The organism is Priestia sp. RMT2NF4 (genome assembly GCF_047872835.1).
GTDB lineage: Bacteria > Bacillota > Bacilli > Bacillales > Bacillaceae_H > Priestia > Priestia zanthoxyli.
Genome location: NZ_JBLQZO010000001.1, coordinates 1,257,281 through 1,278,653, shown reverse-complemented (window position 1 = coordinate 1,278,653; position 21,373 = coordinate 1,257,281). Strand labels below are relative to the sequence as shown.

24 protein-coding genes are annotated in these 21,373 nt (G+C 38.9%); 14 read left to right on the top strand and 10 right to left on the bottom strand.

Annotated features, from left to right (window positions below; genetic code table 11):
* Nucleotides 1-34: 34 nt before the first annotated feature.
* The gene (locus ACMX9J_RS06575) at nt 35-487 is read left to right on the top strand and encodes a MarR family winged helix-turn-helix transcriptional regulator (RefSeq protein ID WP_013057798.1); all 453 of its coding nucleotides are present in this window, start codon (nt 35-37) and stop codon (nt 485-487) included.
* Between the two features lie 22 nt (nt 488-509).
* Complete coding sequence (locus ACMX9J_RS06570; protein ID WP_047750520.1) at nt 510-2,117, top strand: MDR family MFS transporter; 1,608 nt, start codon at nt 510-512, stop codon at nt 2,115-2,117.
* A 35-nt stretch (nt 2,118-2,152) separates the two neighbouring features.
* Here the strand turns inward: ACMX9J_RS06570 and ACMX9J_RS06565 are convergent, their stop codons facing one another.
* Together ACMX9J_RS06565 and ACMX9J_RS06560 are read right to left on the bottom strand one after the other, a co-directional pair.
* Nucleotides 2,153-2,305: a hypothetical protein gene (locus ACMX9J_RS06565; RefSeq protein WP_168760996.1), complete on the bottom strand. Its 153-nt coding sequence runs from the start codon at nt 2,303-2,305 to the stop codon at nt 2,153-2,155.
* A 25-nt stretch (nt 2,306-2,330) separates the two neighbouring features.
* Nucleotides 2,331-2,513, bottom strand: coding sequence for a YolD-like family protein (locus ACMX9J_RS06560; RefSeq protein ID WP_013083869.1), 183 nt, complete (start codon nt 2,511-2,513; stop codon nt 2,331-2,333).
* Between the two features lie 613 nt (nt 2,514-3,126).
* Between ACMX9J_RS06560 and ACMX9J_RS06555 the strand changes: the two genes are divergently transcribed.
* The gene (locus ACMX9J_RS06555) at nt 3,127-4,935 is read left to right on the top strand and encodes an assimilatory sulfite reductase (NADPH) flavoprotein subunit (protein WP_416225545.1); all 1,809 of its coding nucleotides are present in this window, start codon (nt 3,127-3,129) and stop codon (nt 4,933-4,935) included.
* Between the two features lie 22 nt (nt 4,936-4,957).
* Nucleotides 4,958-6,679 carry an assimilatory sulfite reductase (NADPH) hemoprotein subunit gene (gene cysI / locus ACMX9J_RS06550; protein ID WP_028414400.1) on the top strand — a complete coding sequence of 574 codons (1,722 nt, stop codon included), beginning with the start codon at nt 4,958-4,960 and terminating at the stop codon, nt 6,677-6,679.
* A 49-nt stretch (nt 6,680-6,728) separates the two neighbouring features.
* Here cysI and ACMX9J_RS06545 read toward each other — a convergent pair whose 3' ends face one another.
* Nucleotides 6,729-6,995, bottom strand: a complete 267-nt coding sequence (locus tag ACMX9J_RS06545; RefSeq protein ID WP_029714425.1) for a hypothetical protein — start codon at nt 6,993-6,995, stop codon at nt 6,729-6,731.
* 199 nt (nt 6,996-7,194) lie between these two features.
* Here ACMX9J_RS06545 and ACMX9J_RS06540 point away from each other — a divergent pair, with 199 nt between their 5' ends.
* Complete coding sequence (locus tag ACMX9J_RS06540; protein ID WP_034270246.1) at nt 7,195-7,944, top strand: SDR family NAD(P)-dependent oxidoreductase; 750 nt, start codon at nt 7,195-7,197, stop codon at nt 7,942-7,944.
* Between the two features lie 42 nt (nt 7,945-7,986).
* Here ACMX9J_RS06540 and ACMX9J_RS06535 read toward each other — a convergent pair whose 3' ends face one another.
* The gene (locus tag ACMX9J_RS06535; RefSeq protein ID WP_034270243.1) at nt 7,987-8,517 is read right to left on the bottom strand and encodes a GNAT family N-acetyltransferase; all 531 of its coding nucleotides are present in this window, start codon (nt 8,515-8,517) and stop codon (nt 7,987-7,989) included.
* A gap of 230 nt (nt 8,518-8,747) precedes the next feature.
* A complete protein-coding gene (locus tag ACMX9J_RS06530; RefSeq protein ID WP_328132620.1) occupies nt 8,748-9,752 on the bottom strand; it encodes a DUF3231 family protein in 1,005 nt (334 codons plus the stop codon).
* Between the two features lie 317 nt (nt 9,753-10,069).
* On the opposite strand from ACMX9J_RS06530, the gene ACMX9J_RS06525 reads away from it, so the two are divergent.
* The 6 genes from ACMX9J_RS06525 (at nt 10,070) to ACMX9J_RS06500 (ending at nt 14,556) form a co-directional block, all read left to right on the top strand.
* Nucleotides 10,070-10,864 (top strand): AAC(3) family N-acetyltransferase, encoded by a 795-nt coding sequence (locus tag ACMX9J_RS06525; RefSeq protein WP_328132619.1) that lies wholly within the window; start codon nt 10,070-10,072, stop codon nt 10,862-10,864.
* A 270-nt stretch (nt 10,865-11,134) separates the two neighbouring features.
* Nucleotides 11,135-12,367, top strand: a complete 1,233-nt coding sequence (locus ACMX9J_RS06520; protein ID WP_014459372.1) for an NAD(P)-dependent malic enzyme — start codon at nt 11,135-11,137, stop codon at nt 12,365-12,367.
* Nucleotides 12,368-12,535: 168 nt separating this feature from the next.
* Nucleotides 12,536-12,841 carry an antibiotic biosynthesis monooxygenase family protein gene (locus ACMX9J_RS06515; RefSeq protein ID WP_013057785.1) on the top strand — a complete coding sequence of 102 codons (306 nt, stop codon included), beginning with the start codon at nt 12,536-12,538 and terminating at the stop codon, nt 12,839-12,841.
* Nucleotides 12,838-13,203, top strand: coding sequence for a hypothetical protein (locus ACMX9J_RS06510; protein WP_025751140.1), 366 nt, complete (start codon nt 12,838-12,840; stop codon nt 13,201-13,203). The genes ACMX9J_RS06515 and ACMX9J_RS06510 overlap by 4 nt, the downstream gene beginning before the upstream one ends.
* 189 nt (nt 13,204-13,392) lie before the next feature.
* A complete protein-coding gene (locus tag ACMX9J_RS06505) occupies nt 13,393-14,037 on the top strand; it encodes a hypothetical protein (protein WP_165636523.1) in 645 nt (214 codons plus the stop codon).
* 99 nt (nt 14,038-14,136) lie between these two features.
* Entirely contained in the window at nt 14,137-14,556 is a 420-nt protein-coding gene (locus ACMX9J_RS06500; RefSeq protein ID WP_028414393.1) for an Rrf2 family transcriptional regulator, read from the top strand.
* A gap of 30 nt (nt 14,557-14,586) precedes the next feature.
* On the opposite strand, the gene ACMX9J_RS06495 is transcribed toward ACMX9J_RS06500, so the two are convergent.
* From ACMX9J_RS06495 to ACMX9J_RS06475, 5 genes are all read right to left on the bottom strand, one after another.
* On the bottom strand, nt 14,587-16,209 hold the full coding sequence (locus ACMX9J_RS06495) for an APC family permease (protein ID WP_028414392.1): 1,623 nt from the start codon (nt 16,207-16,209) through the stop codon (nt 14,587-14,589).
* Nucleotides 16,210-16,610: 401 nt separating this feature from the next.
* Nucleotides 16,611-17,066, bottom strand: coding sequence for a hypothetical protein (locus tag ACMX9J_RS06490; RefSeq protein WP_028414391.1), 456 nt, complete (start codon nt 17,064-17,066; stop codon nt 16,611-16,613).
* A 238-nt stretch (nt 17,067-17,304) separates the two neighbouring features.
* The gene (locus ACMX9J_RS06485; protein ID WP_013057779.1) at nt 17,305-17,757 is read right to left on the bottom strand and encodes a DMT family transporter; all 453 of its coding nucleotides are present in this window, start codon (nt 17,755-17,757) and stop codon (nt 17,305-17,307) included.
* Between the two features lie 12 nt (nt 17,758-17,769).
* Nucleotides 17,770-18,198 (bottom strand): DMT family transporter, encoded by a 429-nt coding sequence (locus ACMX9J_RS06480; protein WP_028409192.1) that lies wholly within the window; start codon nt 18,196-18,198, stop codon nt 17,770-17,772.
* A 70-nt stretch (nt 18,199-18,268) separates the two neighbouring features.
* Complete coding sequence (locus tag ACMX9J_RS06475) at nt 18,269-18,583, bottom strand: ArsR/SmtB family transcription factor (protein ID WP_013083854.1); 315 nt, start codon at nt 18,581-18,583, stop codon at nt 18,269-18,271.
* 295 nt (nt 18,584-18,878) lie between these two features.
* Here ACMX9J_RS06475 and ACMX9J_RS06470 point away from each other — a divergent pair, with 295 nt between their 5' ends.
* The 3 genes from ACMX9J_RS06470 to ACMX9J_RS06460 all read left to right on the top strand — a co-directional run bounded on the left by ACMX9J_RS06470 (nt 18,879) and on the right by ACMX9J_RS06460 (nt 21,365).
* A complete protein-coding gene (locus ACMX9J_RS06470; protein ID WP_049165429.1) occupies nt 18,879-20,369 on the top strand; it encodes an MFS transporter in 1,491 nt (496 codons plus the stop codon).
* A gap of 286 nt (nt 20,370-20,655) precedes the next feature.
* Entirely contained in the window at nt 20,656-20,826 is a 171-nt protein-coding gene (locus ACMX9J_RS06465) for a hypothetical protein (protein WP_013083852.1), read from the top strand.
* 146 nt (nt 20,827-20,972) lie between these two features.
* The gene (locus ACMX9J_RS06460; protein WP_310883932.1) at nt 20,973-21,365 is read left to right on the top strand and encodes a hypothetical protein; all 393 of its coding nucleotides are present in this window, start codon (nt 20,973-20,975) and stop codon (nt 21,363-21,365) included.
* The last annotated feature ends 8 nt before the right edge of the window (nt 21,366-21,373 follow it).

Below are 21,373 nucleotides of genomic sequence, written 5' to 3'. Positions count from 1 at the left end.
CATGAAATAAATAAGCAAGCCTGGAGGAATAGATGTGACAAAAAGCAATCAGTATCTTGGGGAGATTCGTTCATCGCTTCAAGTGCTATTTGAAAAAATGCAGCCCGAAATGATGGAGAGCCTTAATGAGCATGAGATGACTCCTACGCAATTATTTGTTCTTTCTTATTTAAAGAAAGTAGGGAGCAGTAAGGTTTCTCAAATTGCAGAGCTAATGGATGTAAAACCGAGCGCCGTGACTCTTTTAGTGGATCGTCTTGAACAGCACAATTTTGTTGTAAGAGAACACAATAAAGAAGACAGAAGAGTTGTTGACATTACCTTAACGGAGTTTGGGCATCGCAAACTTGAAGACGTGCTAAATGGTCGAAAAGCCATTATGGACCGCTACCTTTTGCATCTAACAGAAGAAGAGCTTTCCATGATGGCTTCTATTACGAAAAAGCTTGCAACATCAGCTGCTTCTTATAAAGATAAGCAGCAGTAACAAAAAAGAGGAGAGACACACGATGGAAAATCAAAAAAATTCAAAGCGCACGCTTTTATTAATTGGGTTAATTATTGCGATGTTCTTTTCTGCACTTGATGGAACCATTGTCGGAACAGCTATGCCAAGAATCGTAGGAGATCTTGGTGGTTTAAGCATGATGACATGGCTGACAACAGCCTATTTATTAACGTCAACAACGGTTGTTCCGATTGCAGGAAAGCTCGCTGATTTAGTAGGACGCAGAGTAATTTATGTTACAGGACTTATTATTTTTATGGTGGCTTCTGCTTTATGCGGGATGGCAAATAATATGACAGAGCTTATTTTATTCCGTGCATTACAAGGAATTGGCGGCGGCGTTATGATGCCGATGGCAATGATTGTAATCGGTGATTTATTTACAGGAAAAGCACGAGCAAAGTTTCAAGGAGTATTCGGAGGAATTTATGGTCTTGCTTCTGTCATCGGTCCGCAAATTGGCGGATGGATTGTTGATTCATTGAACTGGAAATGGGTGTTTTACATTAACTTGCCGGTAGGGATACTCGCTACCGTTTTTATTGCGCTCGGACTTCAAGGAAAAAAACATACAGGACCTGTTAAATTCGATGTAGCTGGTATGTTCACAATGGTTATCGGAGTAGTAAGCTTGCTTCTGGCCCTGAGCTTTGGAGGAAAAGACTACGACTGGAACTCTTGGCAGATTATTAGTTTGTTTGCACTTGCTGTTGCTGGGATCATAAGCTTTATTATTGTGGAAACGAAAGCTAAAGAACCGATTCTTCCGATGTATTTATTTAAGAACCGAACGTTTACGCTTTTAAATATCATTGGCTTTTTTATGAGCATTGGTATGTTCGGAGCTATTACATTTGTTCCGTTCTTTATGCAAGGAATCGTTGGAGTCAGCGCCTCAGAATCAGGTACCATTATGACACCAATGATGATTTCAATGATTGTAACGAGTATTATTGGAGGTCAGCTTGTTTATAAAGTTGGAATCAAGCCTCAAATCGTTACGGGTATGCTCATTATGGCAGGAGGGTTCTTCTTGTTAACAACATTAGACCTTCATACTAGCAAGCTTGTTGCTACTTCTTATATGGCCGTAATCGGTTTAGGAATGGGTCTTGTAATGCCAATTTTAACGCTTGCTCTTCAAGAAAGCTTTTCAAAAGAAGAGCTCGGTGTTGTTACATCATCAAGTCAATTTTTCCGTTCAATTGGAGGAACGTTCGGTATTACCATTTTAGGAGCGATAATGAACGCCAAATCAGGTACGCTTCTTACTGACAAACTCGTTCCATATTTAAACTCATTGCCTGCTCAAGCAAGCGCTTTTGCCGACGGGTTCAAAAAAGCGATTGATACGAATCCTGAAAGTGTGCTGCAGATGCTGTTTAGTCCTGAGGCGCTAAAGAGTATTCCAGCTGCGCTTTCAGACAGCATTGTGCCTATTTTGAAGACCTCGCTAATGAGCGCATTGCACAGCGTCTTTTTCATGGGCTTAGCTTTTATTATTTTAGGAGCGGTATGCACATTGTTCTTAAGACAGATCAAGCTTTCAAATAAAAAAGCCGAAGAAAAACCAGAAGAAGGCATTGCTGAAGTAGAGCCATCACATTAAAAAAAGCGCACAAATTTGTGCGCTTTTTTTCTATATTAACTAGTTGTTTCATTAGGCTTGCGAAGAAAAGGGGATTGTTTAGACGTGTCATACGAAATTTGATCAAGCAAATACGATAAATATAAGTTCAGTTCAAACCGATCTTCCGACACAAAATCTGTAAGCGCTTGCTTATTATCTTTCCACATAGTAATTCCTCCTTAATTTTACATACTAATGAATGGATTTAATATCAGAAAGCAAAAGGGAAACAACGGCTTCATTTTCGTCTTTTACGGATAGAATTTGCTGATGGAGATTTAAGTTGTGCACGCGGCCTTTGCACGTTTGCAACGTTCCATCTTTATAGTAAGAAACAGTTATCGTCCCACTTTTCGTTAATTCTCGTAAAAACATTCAAGAAGCCTCCTTAAAAAAGATTACCTGATTTAAAAGCCAGTCCTTTCATTTGAGATGAGCAAAAGGGAATGGTATGTACTGCAAGCTTCCCTTTATATTCTTCACCGTGTATGAATAGATAAAAGGTTGCTAGCTCACCTATAAACTGTCCTAAATTTCAGAATATACTGTCTTTTGCGTATAGTGTTTTTTAAAAGGATTAATGTTACATTTATTATGTAACATTCTGATGAGAAAGAAAACCGTTTCTACAAAACTTCTCTAAAAATTACAAAATATTCATATTCGTGTGAAGGATGTAGAATGAGCAGATATGGAAGTAACTGCATTTATAAAAAACGTAACGACAGCTTCAATTATTAATGATCTTAATACTAGTTATCAATTATATGTATTTTACTAATTTATTCTTCTCCGATAAAATGCAGGTAGACGAATTTGATAAGAATTTTCTAATGATTTATATAATTAAATTTGATATAATCTATAGGAATAATAATGTATGAAGGGAAACATCATTGATTAATTAGACACAGGTATTACATGTTGTTGAAGATGATTCGTAAAAGCATACATATTTAAATTATATATTTTTGTGAGGTGGACAGTGTTGCAACTTAAGGTAGTAAACAGCCCTTTTAATCAAGAACAAGCAGATTTGCTTAATCGCCTTCTGCCGACATTAACAGAAGCACAAAAAATGTGGTTGAGTGGTTATTTAACAGCATCTCAATCTACGTCTGCCGAAGGAACGCCAGACGTTTCTACAGCAGCGCCTGCTCAAGCGGAGCAGACGATTTCAAAAGACGTAACGATTCTTTACGGATCACAGACAGGAAATGCTCAAGGTCTTGCTGAAAATACAGGCAAAACGCTTGAAGCAAAAGGTTTTAATGTAACTGTATCTTCTATGAATGATTTCAAACCAAATAATTTAAAGAAACTTGAAAATTTATTAATTGTTGTAAGTACACATGGAGAAGGAGAGCCGCCTGATAACGCGCTATCTTTCCACGAATTTCTTCACGGCCGTCGAGCGCCAAAGCTTGAGAATTTCCGTTTTTCTGTCTTGTCGCTTGGAGACAGCTCATACGAATTTTTCTGTCAAACAGGGAAAGAATTTGATGTGCGCTTAGCAGAACTTGGCGGTGAAAGACTGTATCCGCGCGTTGACTGTGATTTAGATTTTGAAGAGCCCGCAAATAAATGGCTTAAAGGTGTTATTGACGGATTAAGCGAAGCGAAAGGACACAGCGCTTCGGCAGCTGTTCCGGCGGAAGCTCCTGCAGGAACTTCGCCGTACTCAAGAACAAATCCTTTTAAAGCAGAAGTGCTTGAGAACTTAAACTTGAACGGCCGCGGATCAAATAAAGAAACGCGACACTTAGAACTATCTCTAGAAGGTTCAGGTTTGACGTATGAACCAGGAGACAGTTTAGGTATTTATCCTGAAAATGATCCTGAGCTTGTTGATCTTCTTCTTAACGAATTCAAGTGGGATGCGAGTAAAAGTGTAACGGTTAATAAAGAAGGAGAAACGCGTCCTCTTAGAGAAGCGCTACTCTCTAATTTTGAAATTACCGTGTTAACAAAGCCGCTTTTAAAGCAAGCAGCTGAGCTTACTGGAAATGATAAATTAAAAGCGCTTGTAGAAAATCGCGAGGAATTAAAAGCATACACACAAGGCCGTGATGTAATTGACTTAGTTCGTGACTTCGGCCCATGGAACGTATCAGCACAAGAGTTTGTAGCTATTTTACGCAAAATGCCAGCGCGCCTTTATTCAATTGCAAGCAGCTTGTCAGCAAATCCTGACGAAGTTCATCTAACAATTGGAGCGGTACGTTACGAAGCGCATGGACGCGAGCGTAAAGGTGTTTGTTCAGTCCTATGTTCAGAACGTTTGCAGCCAGGTGATACGATTCCTGTATACCTTCAAAGCAATAAAAACTTTAAGCTTCCTCAAAACCAAGAAACGCCGATTATTATGGTGGGACCTGGTACAGGTGTGGCTCCGTTCCGCTCATTTATGCAAGAGCGTGAAGAAACAGGAGCAAAAGGTAAGTCATGGATGTTCTTTGGAGATCAGCACTTTGTAACAGACTTCCTTTACCAAACAGAGTGGCAAAAGTGGTTAAAAGACGGCGTGCTAACGAAAATGGACGTGGCGTTTTCACGCGATACTGAAGAAAAAGTATACGTACAAAACCGTATGCTTGAACATAGTAAAGAATTATTCCAGTGGTTAGAAGAAGGCGCATCTTTTTATGTGTGCGGAGATAAAACAAATATGGCACGCGACGTGCACAACACGCTAGTTGAAATTGTTGAAACAGAAGGCAAGATGAGCCGCGAAGAGGCGGAAGCTTACCTTGCTGAAATGAAGAAACAAAAACGTTATCAGCGTGATGTATACTGAGGATTGAAAGGAGATTTTCAACATGGTAAACAAAATTTTAAAAGCGCCCGAAGGTCCTCCAAGTGACGTTGAGCGCATAAAAGATGAAAGTAATTATTTACGCGGTACATTAGGAGAAACAATGCTAGACCGCATCAGCTCAGGTATTTCTGAAGACGATAATCGTTTGATGAAGTTCCACGGAAGCTACTTACAAGATGATCGAGATCTTCGTAATGAACGTCAAAAACAAAAGCTAGAGCCAGCTTACCAATTCATGCTTCGCGTTCGTACGCCAGGAGGTGTTTCAACACCAGAACAGTGGCTAGTGATGGATGATTTAGCACAAAAATACGGAAATGGAACGTTAAAGCTGACAACTCGTCAGGCGTTCCAAATGCACGGAATTTTAAAGTGGAACATGAAGAAAACGATTCAAGAAATTCATGCTTCTTTATTAGACACAATTGCAGCTTGCGGAGATGTAAACCGTAACGTAATGTGCAATCCGAATCCATATCAGTCAGAAGTGCACGCTGAAGTATTCGAATGGTCAAAAAAATTAAGTGATTATTTATTGCCTCGTACAAGAGCGTACCACGAACTTTGGCTAGATGAAGAGAAAGTAATTAGCACACCGGAAGTGGAAGAAGAAGTGGAACCAATGTATGGTCCGCTCTATTTGCCAAGAAAGTTCAAAATTGGCGTAGCTGTGCCACCTTCTAACGATATTGACGTGTATTCACAAGACCTTGGTTTTATTGCCATTTTAGAAGACGAGAAGCTTGTTGGATTTAACGTAGCAATCGGCGGCGGTATGGGTATGACGCACGGGGATAAAACAACTTACCCTCAGCTTGCAAAAGTGATTGGCTTCTGCCGACCTGACCAAATTCTAGAAGTAGCGGAAAAAGTCATTACGATTCAACGTGATTACGGAAACCGCTCTGTGCGTAAAAACGCGCGTTTTAAATACACGGTTGATCGTCTTGGATTAGAAACGGTAAAAGAAGAGCTTGAAAACCGTCTGGGCTGGAGCTTAGACGAAGCAAAATCTTATCACTTTGATCATAACGGAGACCGCTACGGCTGGGAAAAAGGTGTGAAAGGAAAATGGCACTTTACTCTTTTTGTTCAAGGTGGACGTATTGCTGACTTTGAAGACTATAAGCTTATGACGGGTCTTCGTGAAATTGCAAAAGTTCATAGCGGTGATTTCCGTTTAACGGCCAATCAAAATTTAATTATCGCGAACGTATCCACTCAAAAGAAAAAGCAAATTAGTGACTTGATTGAACAGTATGGATTAACAGACGGCAAGCATTATTCGGCTCTTCGCCGCAGCTCATTAGCTTGCGTATCGCTTCCGACTTGCGGGCTTGCGATGGCAGAAGCTGAGCGTTATCTTCCAGTTCTTGTTGAGAAGATTGAAGCAATTGTAGATGAAAACGGCCTTCGCGATAAAGAAATCACGATTCGTATGACGGGCTGTCCTAACGGCTGTGCGCGTCCTGCTTTAGGTGAAATTGCTTTTATCGGTAAAGCGCCGGGCAAATACAATATGTATCTTGGAGCAGCATTTGACGGCAGCCGTTTAAGCAAAATGTACCGTGAAAATATCAGTGAAGAAGAAATTTTAAATGAACTGCGCGTCTTACTTCCTCGCTATGCAAAAGAAAGAGAAGAAGGCGAGCACTTTGGTGACTTTGTCATCCGCGCTGGAGTAATTGAAGCTGTAACAGACGGCACGAATTTCCACGCATAATACGTATGAAGGGACTTTTCTAACTTACAGAAAAGTCCCTTTTTCTATTTTAATATTCTCTAACAAATACAGCTACTCCAAATACCCCTAATCTTTCAGCAGTAATTTGTTCAAAGCCGTTGTCAAGTAAACAATGAGCTGCAGTGCGGTAGCGCTTGCCTTGAGCTAATGAGCCTCCGCAAGGATTTGCGCGGCCAATTACCGTTGCTTCTACGATGGTACGAGGAGCTTGTCTATCCAATGGATTTCGCTCCCAAAGAATTGTCACCACATCCGGAGGACGCGGAATAGATACATTACCTGTGTGTTCATGCATAGCCATCACCTCCTTACCCTATAGTAAATGTAAAAAACGCCAAACTGCTTGTACACATGCTGATTTTTGTTAAAAAAGGCGTTCAACTATGCCCCAGTTAACCACTTTTATGGCAATGAAGGAATCAATAGAAACAGCTGATAGAAAAAAAGAATGCTATAATGTAAAAGAAAGGAATTTTCACCAAGGAGGGAGAAACATGCAGCAAAAACGAGTAGCGGTTATTACAGGGGGAGCAAGCGGGATTGGCAAAGAAACTGCCTTAAAGTTCGCGCAAAAAGGAGACGCAGTGGTCATTGCTGATTATGATGAAGGAAAAGGAAAAGAGACTCTTCAAAAAATTGAAGAAGCTGGAGGCCACGCTTTATTTGTGCAAACGGACGTCACCAAGTTTGAAGAAGTGGAAGCACTGATTGAGAAAACGGTGAATACATTTGGACGAATTGATGTGATGTTTAACAATGCAGGGATTGGACGTCCTACATCTATTTTAGATCAAGACTTAGAAGAATATCACCGTATTATTAATGTGAATCAGCACGGCGTTACATATGGGATTATGGCAGCAGGCAGGAAAATGAGAGAGTTAGGTATTAAAGGCGTCATTATCAATACGGCCTCTATTTTTAGCTTCTTAGCCTCACCCGGAACGTATGCTTATCATGCAACAAAAGGAGCTGTTGTGATGATGACAAAATCAGCTGCGCTAGATCTCGCTAAATACGGTATTCGCGTCGTCGCCGTTGCGCCAGGATTTGTTGATACGCCTATTATTCAAGGCTATAAAGACAACGGTATGATTGAAGGAATGAAAGCAAAAACGATGAGCAGAAAGCTCACTAATCCAAAACAAATTGCAGATATGGTTTATTTGCTGTCCTTAGAAGAAGCGGGAGCTGTAAACGGCAGTGTCATCATGGCTGATGATGGGTATGCGGCGTTTAAATAATAAAAAAAAGGATTCTTTTCTTAAAAAGAATCCTTTTTTTTATTATGTAGGAGGCAGGGAGCTATAAACAAGCGTATCGTGAGCTTTTCCGTTTTGATACATATAGTTTTTTAACACTCCTTCTTGCTGAAACCCGAGCTTTTCAAGCACGTGCTGAGATGCCTTGTTTTCAAGAAACACAACAGCTCCAATTCGCACTAGCTGAAGGGTATCAAATCCATAAGCCATAACAGCTGAAGCAGCTTCCGAAGCATAGCCGTGCCCCCAGTGTTCAGGGTGCAGCTCATAGCCAATTTCCGCCCGCTTATGCTTTTGGTTCCACTGATTCAATCCGACTGTCCCGATTAGTTCCCCCGTATCGAGCCGTTCGATTCCCCAGCGCAAACCTTTTTGATTTCTGTAATTTTCAGCAAAAATATCAATCAGCACCAAAGCTTCTTGGAAAGTTGTGAATTTTTCTTGCCCGTAATATTTGATAACTTCTTCCTGAGAAAAGCAGTCGAAAATAGTATCTGCATCCGCTTCTGTTATTTCACGCAGTGTAGTGCGAGGTGTACGAAGAATAGGAAACATACGTTTCTCCTTTCTATTTTATATAGAAAGTTTTCGGCAGCCCGGAGAAAATTCCTTTTATTTTTTGTCATAAGGTAAGTAGAAATATGAGCTAAAAGACTGAGAAGAAGAGAGGAAGAGCTTCTAAACAACCCAAACAATTTTTATGTAAGGGTAGCAAAAACAGTATACTAAAAAAACAAATAGGACTAGCTGCACGTTTAGCAGCTAGCTTTCCCATTTGCAAGAACCTATTTTTTCGTTAACTGATTGCGATCTTCAATTTGAGGAGGCTCTTCAAGCCATCCGTTTTGAATCATAATTTTTCCACCTTCTTTTGCAAAAAAGTAAATGTCTTTAGCCAGCTGCAGCATTTTGAGCGGCAAATCACTTCTTAAGCTAAAAGCACCCCCTAAAGCATTGCTTCCTAGGCCAAAGGTGCTTAGAAGACTGGTGTTGTACATCATTAATTTATCTGAAAAAGGAGAAACAGTTGAGCTTGTTGCTTTTCCGGCATGGGTAGCAGGAGGCTCTATATAGCTATGACGTAAAATATCTCCGAGTTCTGTTTCAATTTTTTTTGATAGCTTCATCCCGCTGACAAAATGCTGCTGTGCCTCTTTGTTGCCAGCTGCTTGAGCAAAGCCAATCATCAGCTGCATTCCGACAAGATTTGTATCAACGGCATGTTGAATAAGCGACACTTCAATTGTATTAAGAGATCTTTTTTCACTAAGCCAACTTAGCCCGCCGATATAATTTTGTTCGTGGACAAACCGAACTTCTTTTGGCATCGAAACGTAAGGAGGCTTTGCAATGACGCCGGTTTCTAATAATATCTGAGTGGATTGATTGTATATGTTCTGCGATTGTGATGTTGCATTTACAAAAAAATTCCGTATATCTTCCCGGTAGGACATCGTTGAATGCAAAGCAAATAGGCCTGTTTCAATCTGAGACATTAAGCGTACGTACATGATTTCAAACATGGAGTCGAACAGTTTCGGCACTCCTAGGTTTACATCATGTTTAGTAAATCCTAAAGGAATAACCGCACCTTCGTTCTCTAAAATTTCTTTGATTTGCTCTGTAATATTTAATGAGCGGCTATAATACAGCTCAAAAAGCTCTTTATGATCTTCTTTACCTTCAAGACAATATTCTAAAAACCTCGAAATCATCGTTTTTTCTTGATAAGTCATCCATAAGTTAGCGAGCTCCGAGGACGTGAGCGGCGGAAGTTTTGATGTGCTCATTGTACACATTCCTCCTGAAAATAGTGATATGTAAATATGTATAGCTTCATTAGTATTTCTTTTATTTATAGGAATATTCTTCTTTTTACTTTACTGAAAAGATTCATTAGCTGTTATTATAGTAAGATAGTTGAAGGAAATAAAACTTACCAACAAGTCAGTTGTGTGATAACTGATATGAATAAAACTAAGTTTTTCTATTACTTTAAATAATTTGACAATTGGTGTTATTCTTACTATTATGGAAACATAAGTTTTACATATATTGCTAGAGTTCAGCAACACATTCTAGCAGCACTATAAGTAAGGAGCTTACGATGAAGCACATTGTCCAAGCAACAGATCATCCTAGAACGAAAGAGACGTTAAAAGAAGATTTACGCAGGTTAGGCATCACACAAGGGATGACTATCATGGTTCATTCTTCACTATCTTCATTAGGATGGGTAAACGGAGGTTCAGTAGCCGTTGTTCAAGCTTTAATGGAGACAGTGACAGAGGAAGGAACGATCGTTATGCCGTCACAGTCGGTCGATCTTTCGGATCCATCAGAATGGGGCAATCCGGCTGTGCCAAAAGAGTGGTGGGAAAATATTCGGGAAACGATGCCTGCATATGATCCAGCCCAAACGCCAACAAGCGGGATGGGACAAATCGTGGAAACTTTTCGAACATATCCTGGCGTAAGAAGAAGCAGCCATCCAATGTATTCATTCGCCGCTTGGGGAAAGGACAGCGAAGACATCTTAAGAGATCATCCCCTTGAATTTAGTTTAGGCGAAAATTCTCCTCTTGAAAGGCTTTACAAAAAACATGCCTTTGTTTTATTATTAGGTGTCGGGTTTGGGAATAATACTTCTTTTCATCTAGCAGAATATCGGATTCCATATCGAAATGTGATTCAAAAAGGATCTCCAGTTATAGATTCAGGAAAGCGAGTATGGAAGACGTATAAAGAATTAGAGTTTCGAGAAGGGCTGTTTGAAGAGATAGGTGAAGCGTTTATTGAAGCAAAAGGAATAAAAGCTGAAAAAATTGGTTCAGCACGTGCATACTTCTTTTCAATGCCTAAAGCCGTCGATTTTGCTGAAACGTATTTGAAAGCGCTATAGTGAACGGTTGTATATTTTCTAAGTTGTCTGTATATCAGACAACTTGAAGTGAGACAAACAAGAGTTGCCGACACGTCTAGACTTTATATTAACAAAGCGCAGCAGTGGTTTAAGCAAGATAGTTTACTTTTTATGTTTCTTGTTTCATAATGGCACTTGTCTGTGAATTTATTCAGTCAGGTTGTCTTACAATTATGGAGATAAAAAGCAAGTGTTAAATAAATTCATTAAAAAATTTAAATGTATAGAAAAAAAGGAGAGAATACAATTATGTCACTACGTGATCAAGCACTACATATGCATCAAGAAAAACAAGGTAAGTTAGAAGTTAAATCAAAAGTTGAAGTTCAAAACGCTCAAGATTTAAGCTTAGCTTACTCTCCGGGAGTAGCAGAACCTTGTAAAGAAATTCATGAACATCCAGAAACGGTGTATGATTACACAATGAAAGGAAACATGGTCGGCGTTGTGACAAATGGTACTGCTGTTCTTGGTCTTGGAAACATCGGACCTGCGGCTTCACTTCCCGTTATGGAAGGAAAAGCAATTTTATTTAAAAGCTTTGCAGGCGTAGATGCATTCCCAATTGCACTTGATACAACAGATACAGATAAAATTGTTGAAACTGTGAAATTAATGGCTCATACATTCGGAGGCATTAACTTAGAAGATATCGCAGCTCCACAGTGCTTTGAAATTGAAGAGCGCCTGAAAAAAGAAGTAGATATTCCTGTGTTCCATGATGATCAGCACGGTACAGCAATCGTAACGGTAGCAGGACTTGTAAATGCATTAAAAATTGTAAACAAATCAATGGAAGACTTAAAAATCGTCTTAAACGGAGCAGGAGCTGCCGGCATTGCTATTACAAAACTTCTTTATTCTTACGGCGTACGTGACATGATCATGTGTGATACAAGAGGTGCTATTTATGAAGGCCGCCCTCAAGGTATGAACAAAGTGAAAGCTGAAGTGGCTTCTTATACAAATGTAAACAAAGAAAGCGGTACGCTAAGCGATGTAATTAAAGGCGCAGATGTATTTATCGGCGTATCTGCAGCAGATGCATTATCTCAAGAGATGGTTAAATCAATGAATGAAGATGCAATTATCTTTGCGATGGCAAATCCTAATCCCGAAATCAAGCCAGACGCTGCAAAAGAAGCAGGAGCGGCTGTTATTGGAACAGGTCGTTCAGACTTCCCTAACCAAGTAAATAACGTTCTTGCATTCCCTGGAATTTTCCGCGGTGCGTTAGACGTTCGCGCTACTCATATTAACGAAGAAATGAAAAAAGCTGCTGTTGAAGCAATTGCAGCCCTTATTACAGAAGAAGAGCTAAACGCAGATTACGTGATCCCTGGACCATTTGATCCTCGCGTAGCGCCAGCTGTAGCAGAGTCTGTAGCAAAAGCAGCAATGGATTCAGGCGTTGCCCGTATTACAATTGATCCAGCACGTGTAAAAACACATACAGAACAATTAACAAAAATCGAAAACTAATATAATAACAGATAGAAAATCCCTTTGAAACGCTGTTTCAAAGGGATTTTAGGTTAAAGACCTGCTGTAACCCCAGTGAAATCTAAACGTAACACCATTTCATCTCCTATATGATGTACAATAAAGAGAAAAGAACCCAGGTTTTGTATCATAAAGGGAGGAACCAAGATGTACACCGTATTTTCAACATTTAATGTACCGGATGAAAAAGCTGAAGAAGTGATTGGAATTTATAAAAATCGTTCAAAATCAGTCGACGAGGCTCCAGGATTTGTAGACTTTCTACTTCTTCAAAACGATAAGCGAGCAGGGGAGCTCACCGTTCAGCTTACATTTGATACGAAAGAGAATTATTTAAGCTGGGTACGAAGCGAAGATTTCAAGCGTATTCATGATTTAGAGAAAAAGTACCCTGATCAAGAACTGGCAGCCGTCATCCCAAAAGTTTCTCAGTACAAAGTGGTGGCACGATGAGTTCACTTCCCGTTAATAAGATCGTCGAAAGAGTAACGGAGAAAATCTACGAGTTAGAACCTTCTTTGCTCGAAAAATTCGGAGAGCGCGGCAAAGAAAGATGCCATGAAGATAATCATTATCATATGAAGTATCTCGAGACAACATATAAGTTAGACAATCTACAAATTTTTACGGACTATGCCTTATGGTTAAACAATTTACTCACAAGCCGAGGCATGAAAACACAGCATATTATTGATAATTTTAATTTTATACAAGAAGCGCTGTTTGAACTAGATAATTACGGTGATAAACAAGTACAGGCGTATGTGACTTACTTAGAAGAAGCGAATCATATATTGAAGCAACAGCAGCTTTAAAAAGAAGCTAGGACCAAAGTGTTTTAGTTGAAAGAAAATCCGAACGCGTTTGATTCTTGATAAAGAATTCAACCCGTTCGGATTTTTTCATTGGTAGGGTGAACGTAGGTTTCCTGGATGTCGTTATGTTTCATTTTTTGTTTTACATATGTATAAAGGTGGAAATAAAAAAGAAAAAGGAGAATACATATGCAAAAACAGCTAACAAAAGGAATCCTGTCCTTAGTCACTCTCTGTATGATTGGAAGTGGGGCAGCCTGTTCAGGTGAACCAGCTAACAAGATAAAATCAGACAATCATAAAGCAGAGGAAAAAGCAATTGAAGACCGTCAAGAATTGACAAAACTACAGCAGTATTCCAATGACCCAGACATTAAAAAGGGGAAAGAAGAAGATTTTGATTTGATCGGTACGTTAAAAAAAGACGCTGAAAAAGAAATGACGCTGAATATTGATGATCAACTTGTTAAAGTACCAAAGAGCTCTGGGATGGAAGTGGAAGGCTCACAGCTAAAAAATATGCTTAATAAAGAAGTAGAAGCTGAGATTGACGCAGCTACACAAGAAGCAATTAGTATTGAATTAACTCCAAAAGCAAAAGCAGATAAAGATGGCGTGTACGAACAAGATGGAAACGAACGTAAAGTTGTGGGTATTTTTATAGAAGAAAGTAACAAAAATCTAACGGTAAAAGTTCCAAACGGCAAAAAAACGTATCAAAAAAGCACTGACTTTGAAAAAGAAGAAAAAGGCAGTTTAAAAGAAAAGACGGTATACCTTGAAATCAACTCAGCTAACGAAGTAGAAAGTATAGAAAAAGAAGACCGTGAATAAATAAAGCTACAGTTCTTCTTTCCCTCCTTGCTCTCTTGACTTTTTGAACTGTGTCACTTAACGTTACAGTAGAGAAAGAAAAAAGGTGGTTTATGGAAGATGAACAGTGAATTTACCATTGCCGTGCACAGCTTAGTGTTCCTAGCAAATTTACCAGATCACCGGGCAAGCAGTGAATCGATTGCTTATAACATCTGTACCAATCCTGCACGGGTTCGGAAAACAATGAGTACACTCAGAAAAAACAACTTGGTTCGGACAAAAGAAGGGCTAGGCGGCGGTTATACTTTAGGCTGCAGCCCTGCTGAAATAAGTCTTGGGCTGATTTACCGAGTTATATCGACAGGAACGTTGAAGCCTCACTGGTGCAGCGGCGACCCTGACGCTGACTGTATTGTGAAATCAAACATTCAAACAGTGATGGACGACATTTTCACGGAAAGTGAGCAAAGCGTAATCAGGCATCTAGATCAAATTACGATTGAAGACGTGCTGAAAAAAGTTAGAACTGCTCACTAAGAAGCACCTTGCTTATGCAAGGTGCTTTTGTTATGACTCTTTAGAAGCTGCTGTTTCATTCACTGCTGCTTTTAAGTCGTCATTTACTTTTCTTCCATTCTCTAAATACTCCGTTTTGAAGCCGCTTTTTAAAGCCCATGTGTAGAAGAGAAGAGAAACAACAACAATAATTCCCATATCCCATCCATATTTAATGACATTAAGGCCGCCAAACTTTTCGCTTCCAAGCCAGGAAATAGTCATCATACAAAGTAAGTATACAACCATCCATACGCCGCCTTTGAAGTTCTGTCGAAAGCCTTTCCATTTAGCCTTTGCTTGATAATAAAAATAAATAGGAAGGCCGATTAAAATAATAAACAAAACTTGTCCAGTTAGCGGCCAGCGCGCCCAATATAAGGTTAAAGAAGCAAAAATAAAACCAAGCGGCGCAATGATGCTTAATCCCTTTAAACGAAGGGGACGATATAAATCGCTGCCAGTTCGTCTTAGCGTCATAACCGTAACAGGACCTGTAATGTAAGAGATAAGCGTAGCGACTGAAATAATTTCAGCAAGCACGCCCCAGCCCCGAAATAAAAACAAAAAGACAAGAGCAACAGCTAAGTTAAAAAACATGGCTTGACGCGGAACACCATAAATCGGATGAAGGCGTCCTAGGACACTTGGCAAATATTTATTTTGTTCCATACCATAAATCATTCGAGCAGTAGTAGCTGTATACGTAATACCCGTTCCAGATGGTGAAACAAACGCATCTGCATACAGGACAATGACAAGCCAGTTAATGTTAAGCGCAATGGCTAAATCTGCAAACGGAGAGTTAAAGTTTAAATGACTCCATCCCTTCGCAATATCAGAAGGATTTACTGCCCCGATAAATGCAATTTGTAGAAGCAAATAAATGACTGTAGCAACTAAAATTGAGCCTACTACCGCAATCGGAATAGAGCGGCCCGGATTTTTCGCTTCTCCCGCCATATTAATAGGGCTTTGAAAACCGTTAAAAGCAAACACAATCCCAGACGTAGCAACTGCTGTAAGCACGCTAGCCCAGCCGTTTGGTGCGATGCTGCTTCCAGAAGTGAAGTTCTCGCCGTGAAAGCCTACAAACAAAAGTGCTCCGATTGTAAGTCCTGGTATAACAATTTTAAAAATAGTAATTAACGAGTTGGCTTTGGAAAATAGTCCAACTGTCCAATAATTCAGTAAAAAGTAAATAATCAATAGCACAGTAGCGATAGCTAACCCTTCGCCAGTTAACGTTCCTTTTTCTACGAGGTGGCTTGTCCACTGTGCCCACTTCCAAGGCCACGAACTCATATACTGTACAGAAGCTACTGCTTCGACTGGAATAACGGATACAATCGCAATCCAGTTTGCCCAAGCAGCAATAAAACCAATAAACGAGCCGTGTGAGTACTGCGTATACTTGACCATCCCGCCGGCTTCGGGAAACATGGATCCTAATTCACTGTAAGAAAGTGCAATAAATAAAATAACGACCATTCCAATGACCCATGATAAAATAGCAGCCGGCCCTGCAATTTGAGCTGCTCGCCACGCTCCAAATAACCAGCCGGAACCAATAATTGATCCAAGTCCCGTCATGGTTAACGCGAATGTTCCCATTCTTCGATGTAAATTGTTCATCTGACTAACACCTTTCATGTAAAATAAGTCTTTCGTTTAAACGTTGTTGCTTTATTATTATTATTCTGAAATCTTTAGCTGTCAACTTTTGTCGTTACATGCAGTTCTTAATACCTATTGATTTCCAGTTATGCAGGACAGCTATCCTCAACCTTTCTGTCATAGCAATTAAAGCGCTTTACTTTCTTTTTCATCCTACAAGAAACCCTACAGAAATAGATAAAAACCGACAAAAAGTTATCAAGTTCGTATCTTATGCACTAGCAATATGAAAAAATTAGGGGATAAGTGGTAGTTATATTCCCTAAAATTGTGAAGAGAAAACACACTTCATAATAAAGCCCCTTTTGAATAGCGGAATAAATACCTTCAAAAGGGGTAAGAATTGGCTTTTTGAGCCTTTATCTTTCTTGATGTTTATACTCGAGTAATTTTACGACGTTTTCTACATCATTTTCAGCAGAAAGGTCGTTGATATTCACTTTGTAAATAAGCGTATCCGTTGCAAAGAATTCATCTTCTCCCTCAGGTTTTACTTTCAAGTTTAAGATTTTTACCCGCACAATATGAGTGAACTTACCGCCTTTACCTGGCTGTATTTCACCCATTTGTATTCCGATATCATCTTTTTTAATCGGGCGAACTTTTACTTTTTTATGCTGTTTACCGTACACCTTCTCATAATGAGAAGTAATATCTTGATGTACCCAAGGTTCAAGAGATTGATAAATAAAATCTTTTACAACAGGCTGACTTACGTGTGATTCTATATTTTCTTCTGGTATATTTTCTTCTGCGGAAATGGAAAGCGTAAAACAAAAAAAGACAAATGCTGCTAAAAACAAAAATTTTCCCACGAAAAAACCCACCTTACCTGTTCGTTTATGTAGCTGATTTTCTAGATCTGCATCTTTATCTTTTGAACAAAGGCATGAAGGTATGCACAGTTTTTTGTGAAATTCACCTGATTAAAAACCAATTTCGTTTAAATAAAATATGTTCTAAATAATTGATTGAAAATTCAAACGCGGTTTACGTACAAAAATAGCCAAGTGCGCCTTTACATAGGGACACTTGGCTATTTTCATGAATATTTTATGCTGCTGTTTTCTTATTGCCTTTGAAAATAAAATAAAGAGCTAATAACATAAATGCTACACCAATCCAGCGGGATAGATCAAAGGGTACTTCTTTGCTTCCAAACCAGCCAAAATGGTCGATAATCATACTTGCAAATAACTGACCGATAACAGTTGAAATATTAGCTGCTGTTACGCCAATTTTAGGAACGGCTAAAACGGTTAGAAACAAATAAGATGCTCCGAATAAAGCGCAAGTAAGCTGCCATTTAGGGACATCAAAAACAGAGAGAATGTTTCCTTGTCCAAAGAAGACCACGACAATCGTTAAAATCATGGCACCTGTTGCAAAGGTTAAAAAAGCTGTTTCAAACGTACCTGTTTTTTTACTTAAAGTACCGTTAATAGAAGACTGAGCGCTTAGCGTTAATCCTCCTATTAAGGTAAGTATTACCATTAATAAACTCATCGTAAAACCCTCCTAGAAAATAAGTACAAGCGCAATTCCCATACATACAATAGCCATTACGCGTTCTTTGTTAATTTTAATTTTGCTGCTGCCAAGCCAACCAAAATGCTCAATGATCATGCTTGTAATCATTTGGCCCACAATAACCGCAACCATTGAAACACCAATTCCGATAAAGGGGATACTAATCACTAGAATCGTTAAATAAACCGTACCTAATAATCCACCGGTTAAATTCCACTTAGGCGCTTTTAAGACGTAAGGTAGATCTCCCTTTCCAGCAAATAAAGTGGTCAGACCTAAAATGAGCGTTCCCATGATAAAAATATAATAACTGCTTTCAAGTTTTCCAACTGTTTTTCCGAGTTCTCCGGCAATGGCGCCTTCCATACTTAAAGCAGCGCCGCCTAAAACCGCAACTAAATAAACCAACAACTTCACGTTTATCACTCCAATATTTCTTTATATTTGTATATCTAGAAAAATAGATATAACGAGTGAAAAAAACTCGTTAAAGTTTTTTTCGTAAGAATGAAGAAAGCTCTTGAAGCGTTTCTTCATTTCGGCGATAGTATGTCCATTGACCGTGCCGAATTGACTCTAACAAACCTGCTTTTTGCATCATGGAAAGATAACTGGATACTGTGGACTGAGACAGCTGAGCTTTTTCCTGAATATCTCCCACGCAAACACCGCCTCTGCTGCTGACCTCCTTAGGCAAATGTGCTTGTTTGTCTTTAAAATGCTTTTCAGGTTCTTTTAACCACTCTAATATATTTAATCGAGTTTCATTAGATAATGCTTTAAAGATATCAATAGGTTTCATACTTATTATTTTATTCGTCACAGCTCAGATGTCAAATGTTCAAGTTTGCATTTTATAGTTAAATAATCAGCGATGGGTTGAATTATAACAGCTGTGAACAAAAAGTCAACTTATAATAGGGTATAAAGAAGAACGTTTTATCCAGCTGCTTTTCTATTTATATAAGTAGAAAGCATCTTATTTTTGTTAGTAGAACAGATGACATATTCCTTATTTTTTAAGGGATAGTTTAGTAAAATAGAAAAAAGTGAATAACAAAAGAAGCTAGTCTATTTACTCAGGGGGAGGGCTGCATATGCAAGGGAAAACAAAACAAGTGCGCTTTCGTAATATGGTAGCGTATGGATTTGGGGATTTGTTTGGCGGAGGATCCTTTTTTATTATCGGCACATTATTTATGGTTTTTTTAACGGATGTAGTCGGGCTTTCTCCTGTAGAAGCAGGAACGATTGTAGCTCTTGGAAAAGTGTGGGATGCTTTATTAGATCCAACCATTGGGTACATATCTGATCATCTTCAGACAAAAAAAGGACGAAGAAGAGTCTTTTTTCTTTTTGGAATCATTCCGGTTGCCATCACGTTCAGTATGCTGTGGATTCCTATTGAAGGCTCACATATGTTTAAATACACCTATTTTATTTTAGCCTATCTTTTATTTAATACCGCGTTTGGTATGGTCATGGTTCCTTACAATACGCTAGCAGCAGAAATGACGACAGATTATAGTATTCGTTCGAAAATGACGGGAATACGCATGGTCTTTTCACAAGGCGCTTCATTTTTAGGTGCTTTTTTCCCGAAACGAATCATTGATGCATTTCCAGGCGGACAAGGATATTTAATCATGGGCATTATCTTTGGACTTCTTTTTGCTCTTCCATGGATTTTTGTTTACAAGGGAACATGGGATAGCGGAGAAGTAGTGGAACGAAAAAAGAAAAACGGATTTTGGTTAGAATTTAAGCAGCTGTTTATCAGTTTTGGAAGTGCATTTAAAAATAAGTCGTTTAACGTGTACCTTGCCATGTATTTAGCATCTTACATTGCAATGGATGTATTTAATGCTCTTTTCTTTTATTTTATTGCCTATTACATGCTGCGCGAAGCGATTTATGCAGATACCCTGAGCTTTGTGCAAATTACACAAGTGCTATTTATTCCTCTTGTTACGTACATAGCCATTAAGTTAGGAAATAAATTAACCTATAACTTCAGCATGGTCATTTGGGGAACGGGCATTATTTTATTCAGTTTCCTAACAACAGATAGCTCGTTAGTTCTTATTTACTTAGCGGCATTTTTTTTAGGAAGCGGTCATTCGGGAGCGATCATGATTCCATGGAATGTACTGCCGTTTGTATCAGATGTAGATGAGATGATTACGACAAAAAGACGAGAAGGCGTGTATGCAGGGCTGATGTCATTTATTCGAAAATCGTCTCAGGCGCTTGCGATTTTTCTTGTTGGTATTGCCTTAAAGAATATTGGCTATGTACCAAATGCCGAGCAGTCAGCGTCTACGCTAGCCGGCTTACAAAAGCTGTTCATGATTGTACCTGCTATTTTAATTCTCATGGGAATTATAGCAACCATATGGTTTAAAATAAGTCCGAAAAATCACAAAATTTTATTAGCTGAAATTGAAAGAAGAAAAAAGGGGGGCCCGGCGACCGCCGTTACTCCTGAAGCGAAAGCGGTTTGTGAAAGTTTAACGGGCTATAAATACGAACAGCTTTGGAAAGACGTAACCATTTCAAAAGAAATTCGAGATAAAACGGTTGTTTAGCCTTTAGATTCACGAAAAAAAGTAAAATTTTTAGCGCGGGGATTCGCTAATTATATCCAATAAGAAACTTCCTCTGACGTATTGCCTTTTAACAACAATAGAAATTCTCCTGCCTATCGACTCATTTTTTAGGTGAATTTTAGAAAGGAAGAATTTCTTGCCATTAAAGATGTGCAATTTGGCACGTCTTGATAGGGTGGATTGTACAATTTATAATGAAACTATAAACTAACCACAGGCGCTTTCAAGGCGCAGGTATAAATTAGAAAAAAGGAAGGTACAGTTTATGCCAATTCGATATGTTTGTCCACAATGCCAAGGAGCCGGTAAGAAATTTGGATTGATAAAGTGCAAAGTGTGCAACGGCGAAGGAAACATCATCATGTCTTCTAATGAGCCAGATCCAACTAAAAATAAAAAATTAAAATCATCTTCTAAACAAGATAAAGCAATGTAGGCTATTGCTAATAAAGGTATGTATGAACCCCGCTTTTCTACAAAAAAGCGGGGTTTTCTGCTAGACAGACGAACGCTTTTCTTATGATACAATAAAATAAAAGTCGCTAAAATAATAGATAGGGAACCGAAAGAAGAGGGAAATAGATGGAATACACCGCAAAACAATTTACGCCGCAGTTAGAAAAGCATATACATAAGGTTGAAAGGTCTATGCAAGAACTTCTCAAATCCATATATGAACAATATAAAGAAGCTTTTGAAAAAAAGGGGATGGAGATCTCTGTAGATGTGATCCGTGAAGGGGAAAATCCTTTTCACCCTGGTTATCACGCCACTATTCAAGTGGGTATTTTAGAAAAAGATGAGTTTTTAGATGGTCTTTTTATTCCTATCTGGCACTGTGTACGCACATTTTTGGGCATTCGTTCTTCGAAGAAGCTCCCAGGCAGCAAGATAACCGGAGAGCTGATGGAAGAAACAGAAGAGGAAATAATAAAAGAAGTAGTAGCCTATTTAGACATGCAGCTAGAAGATTAGAAGCAACC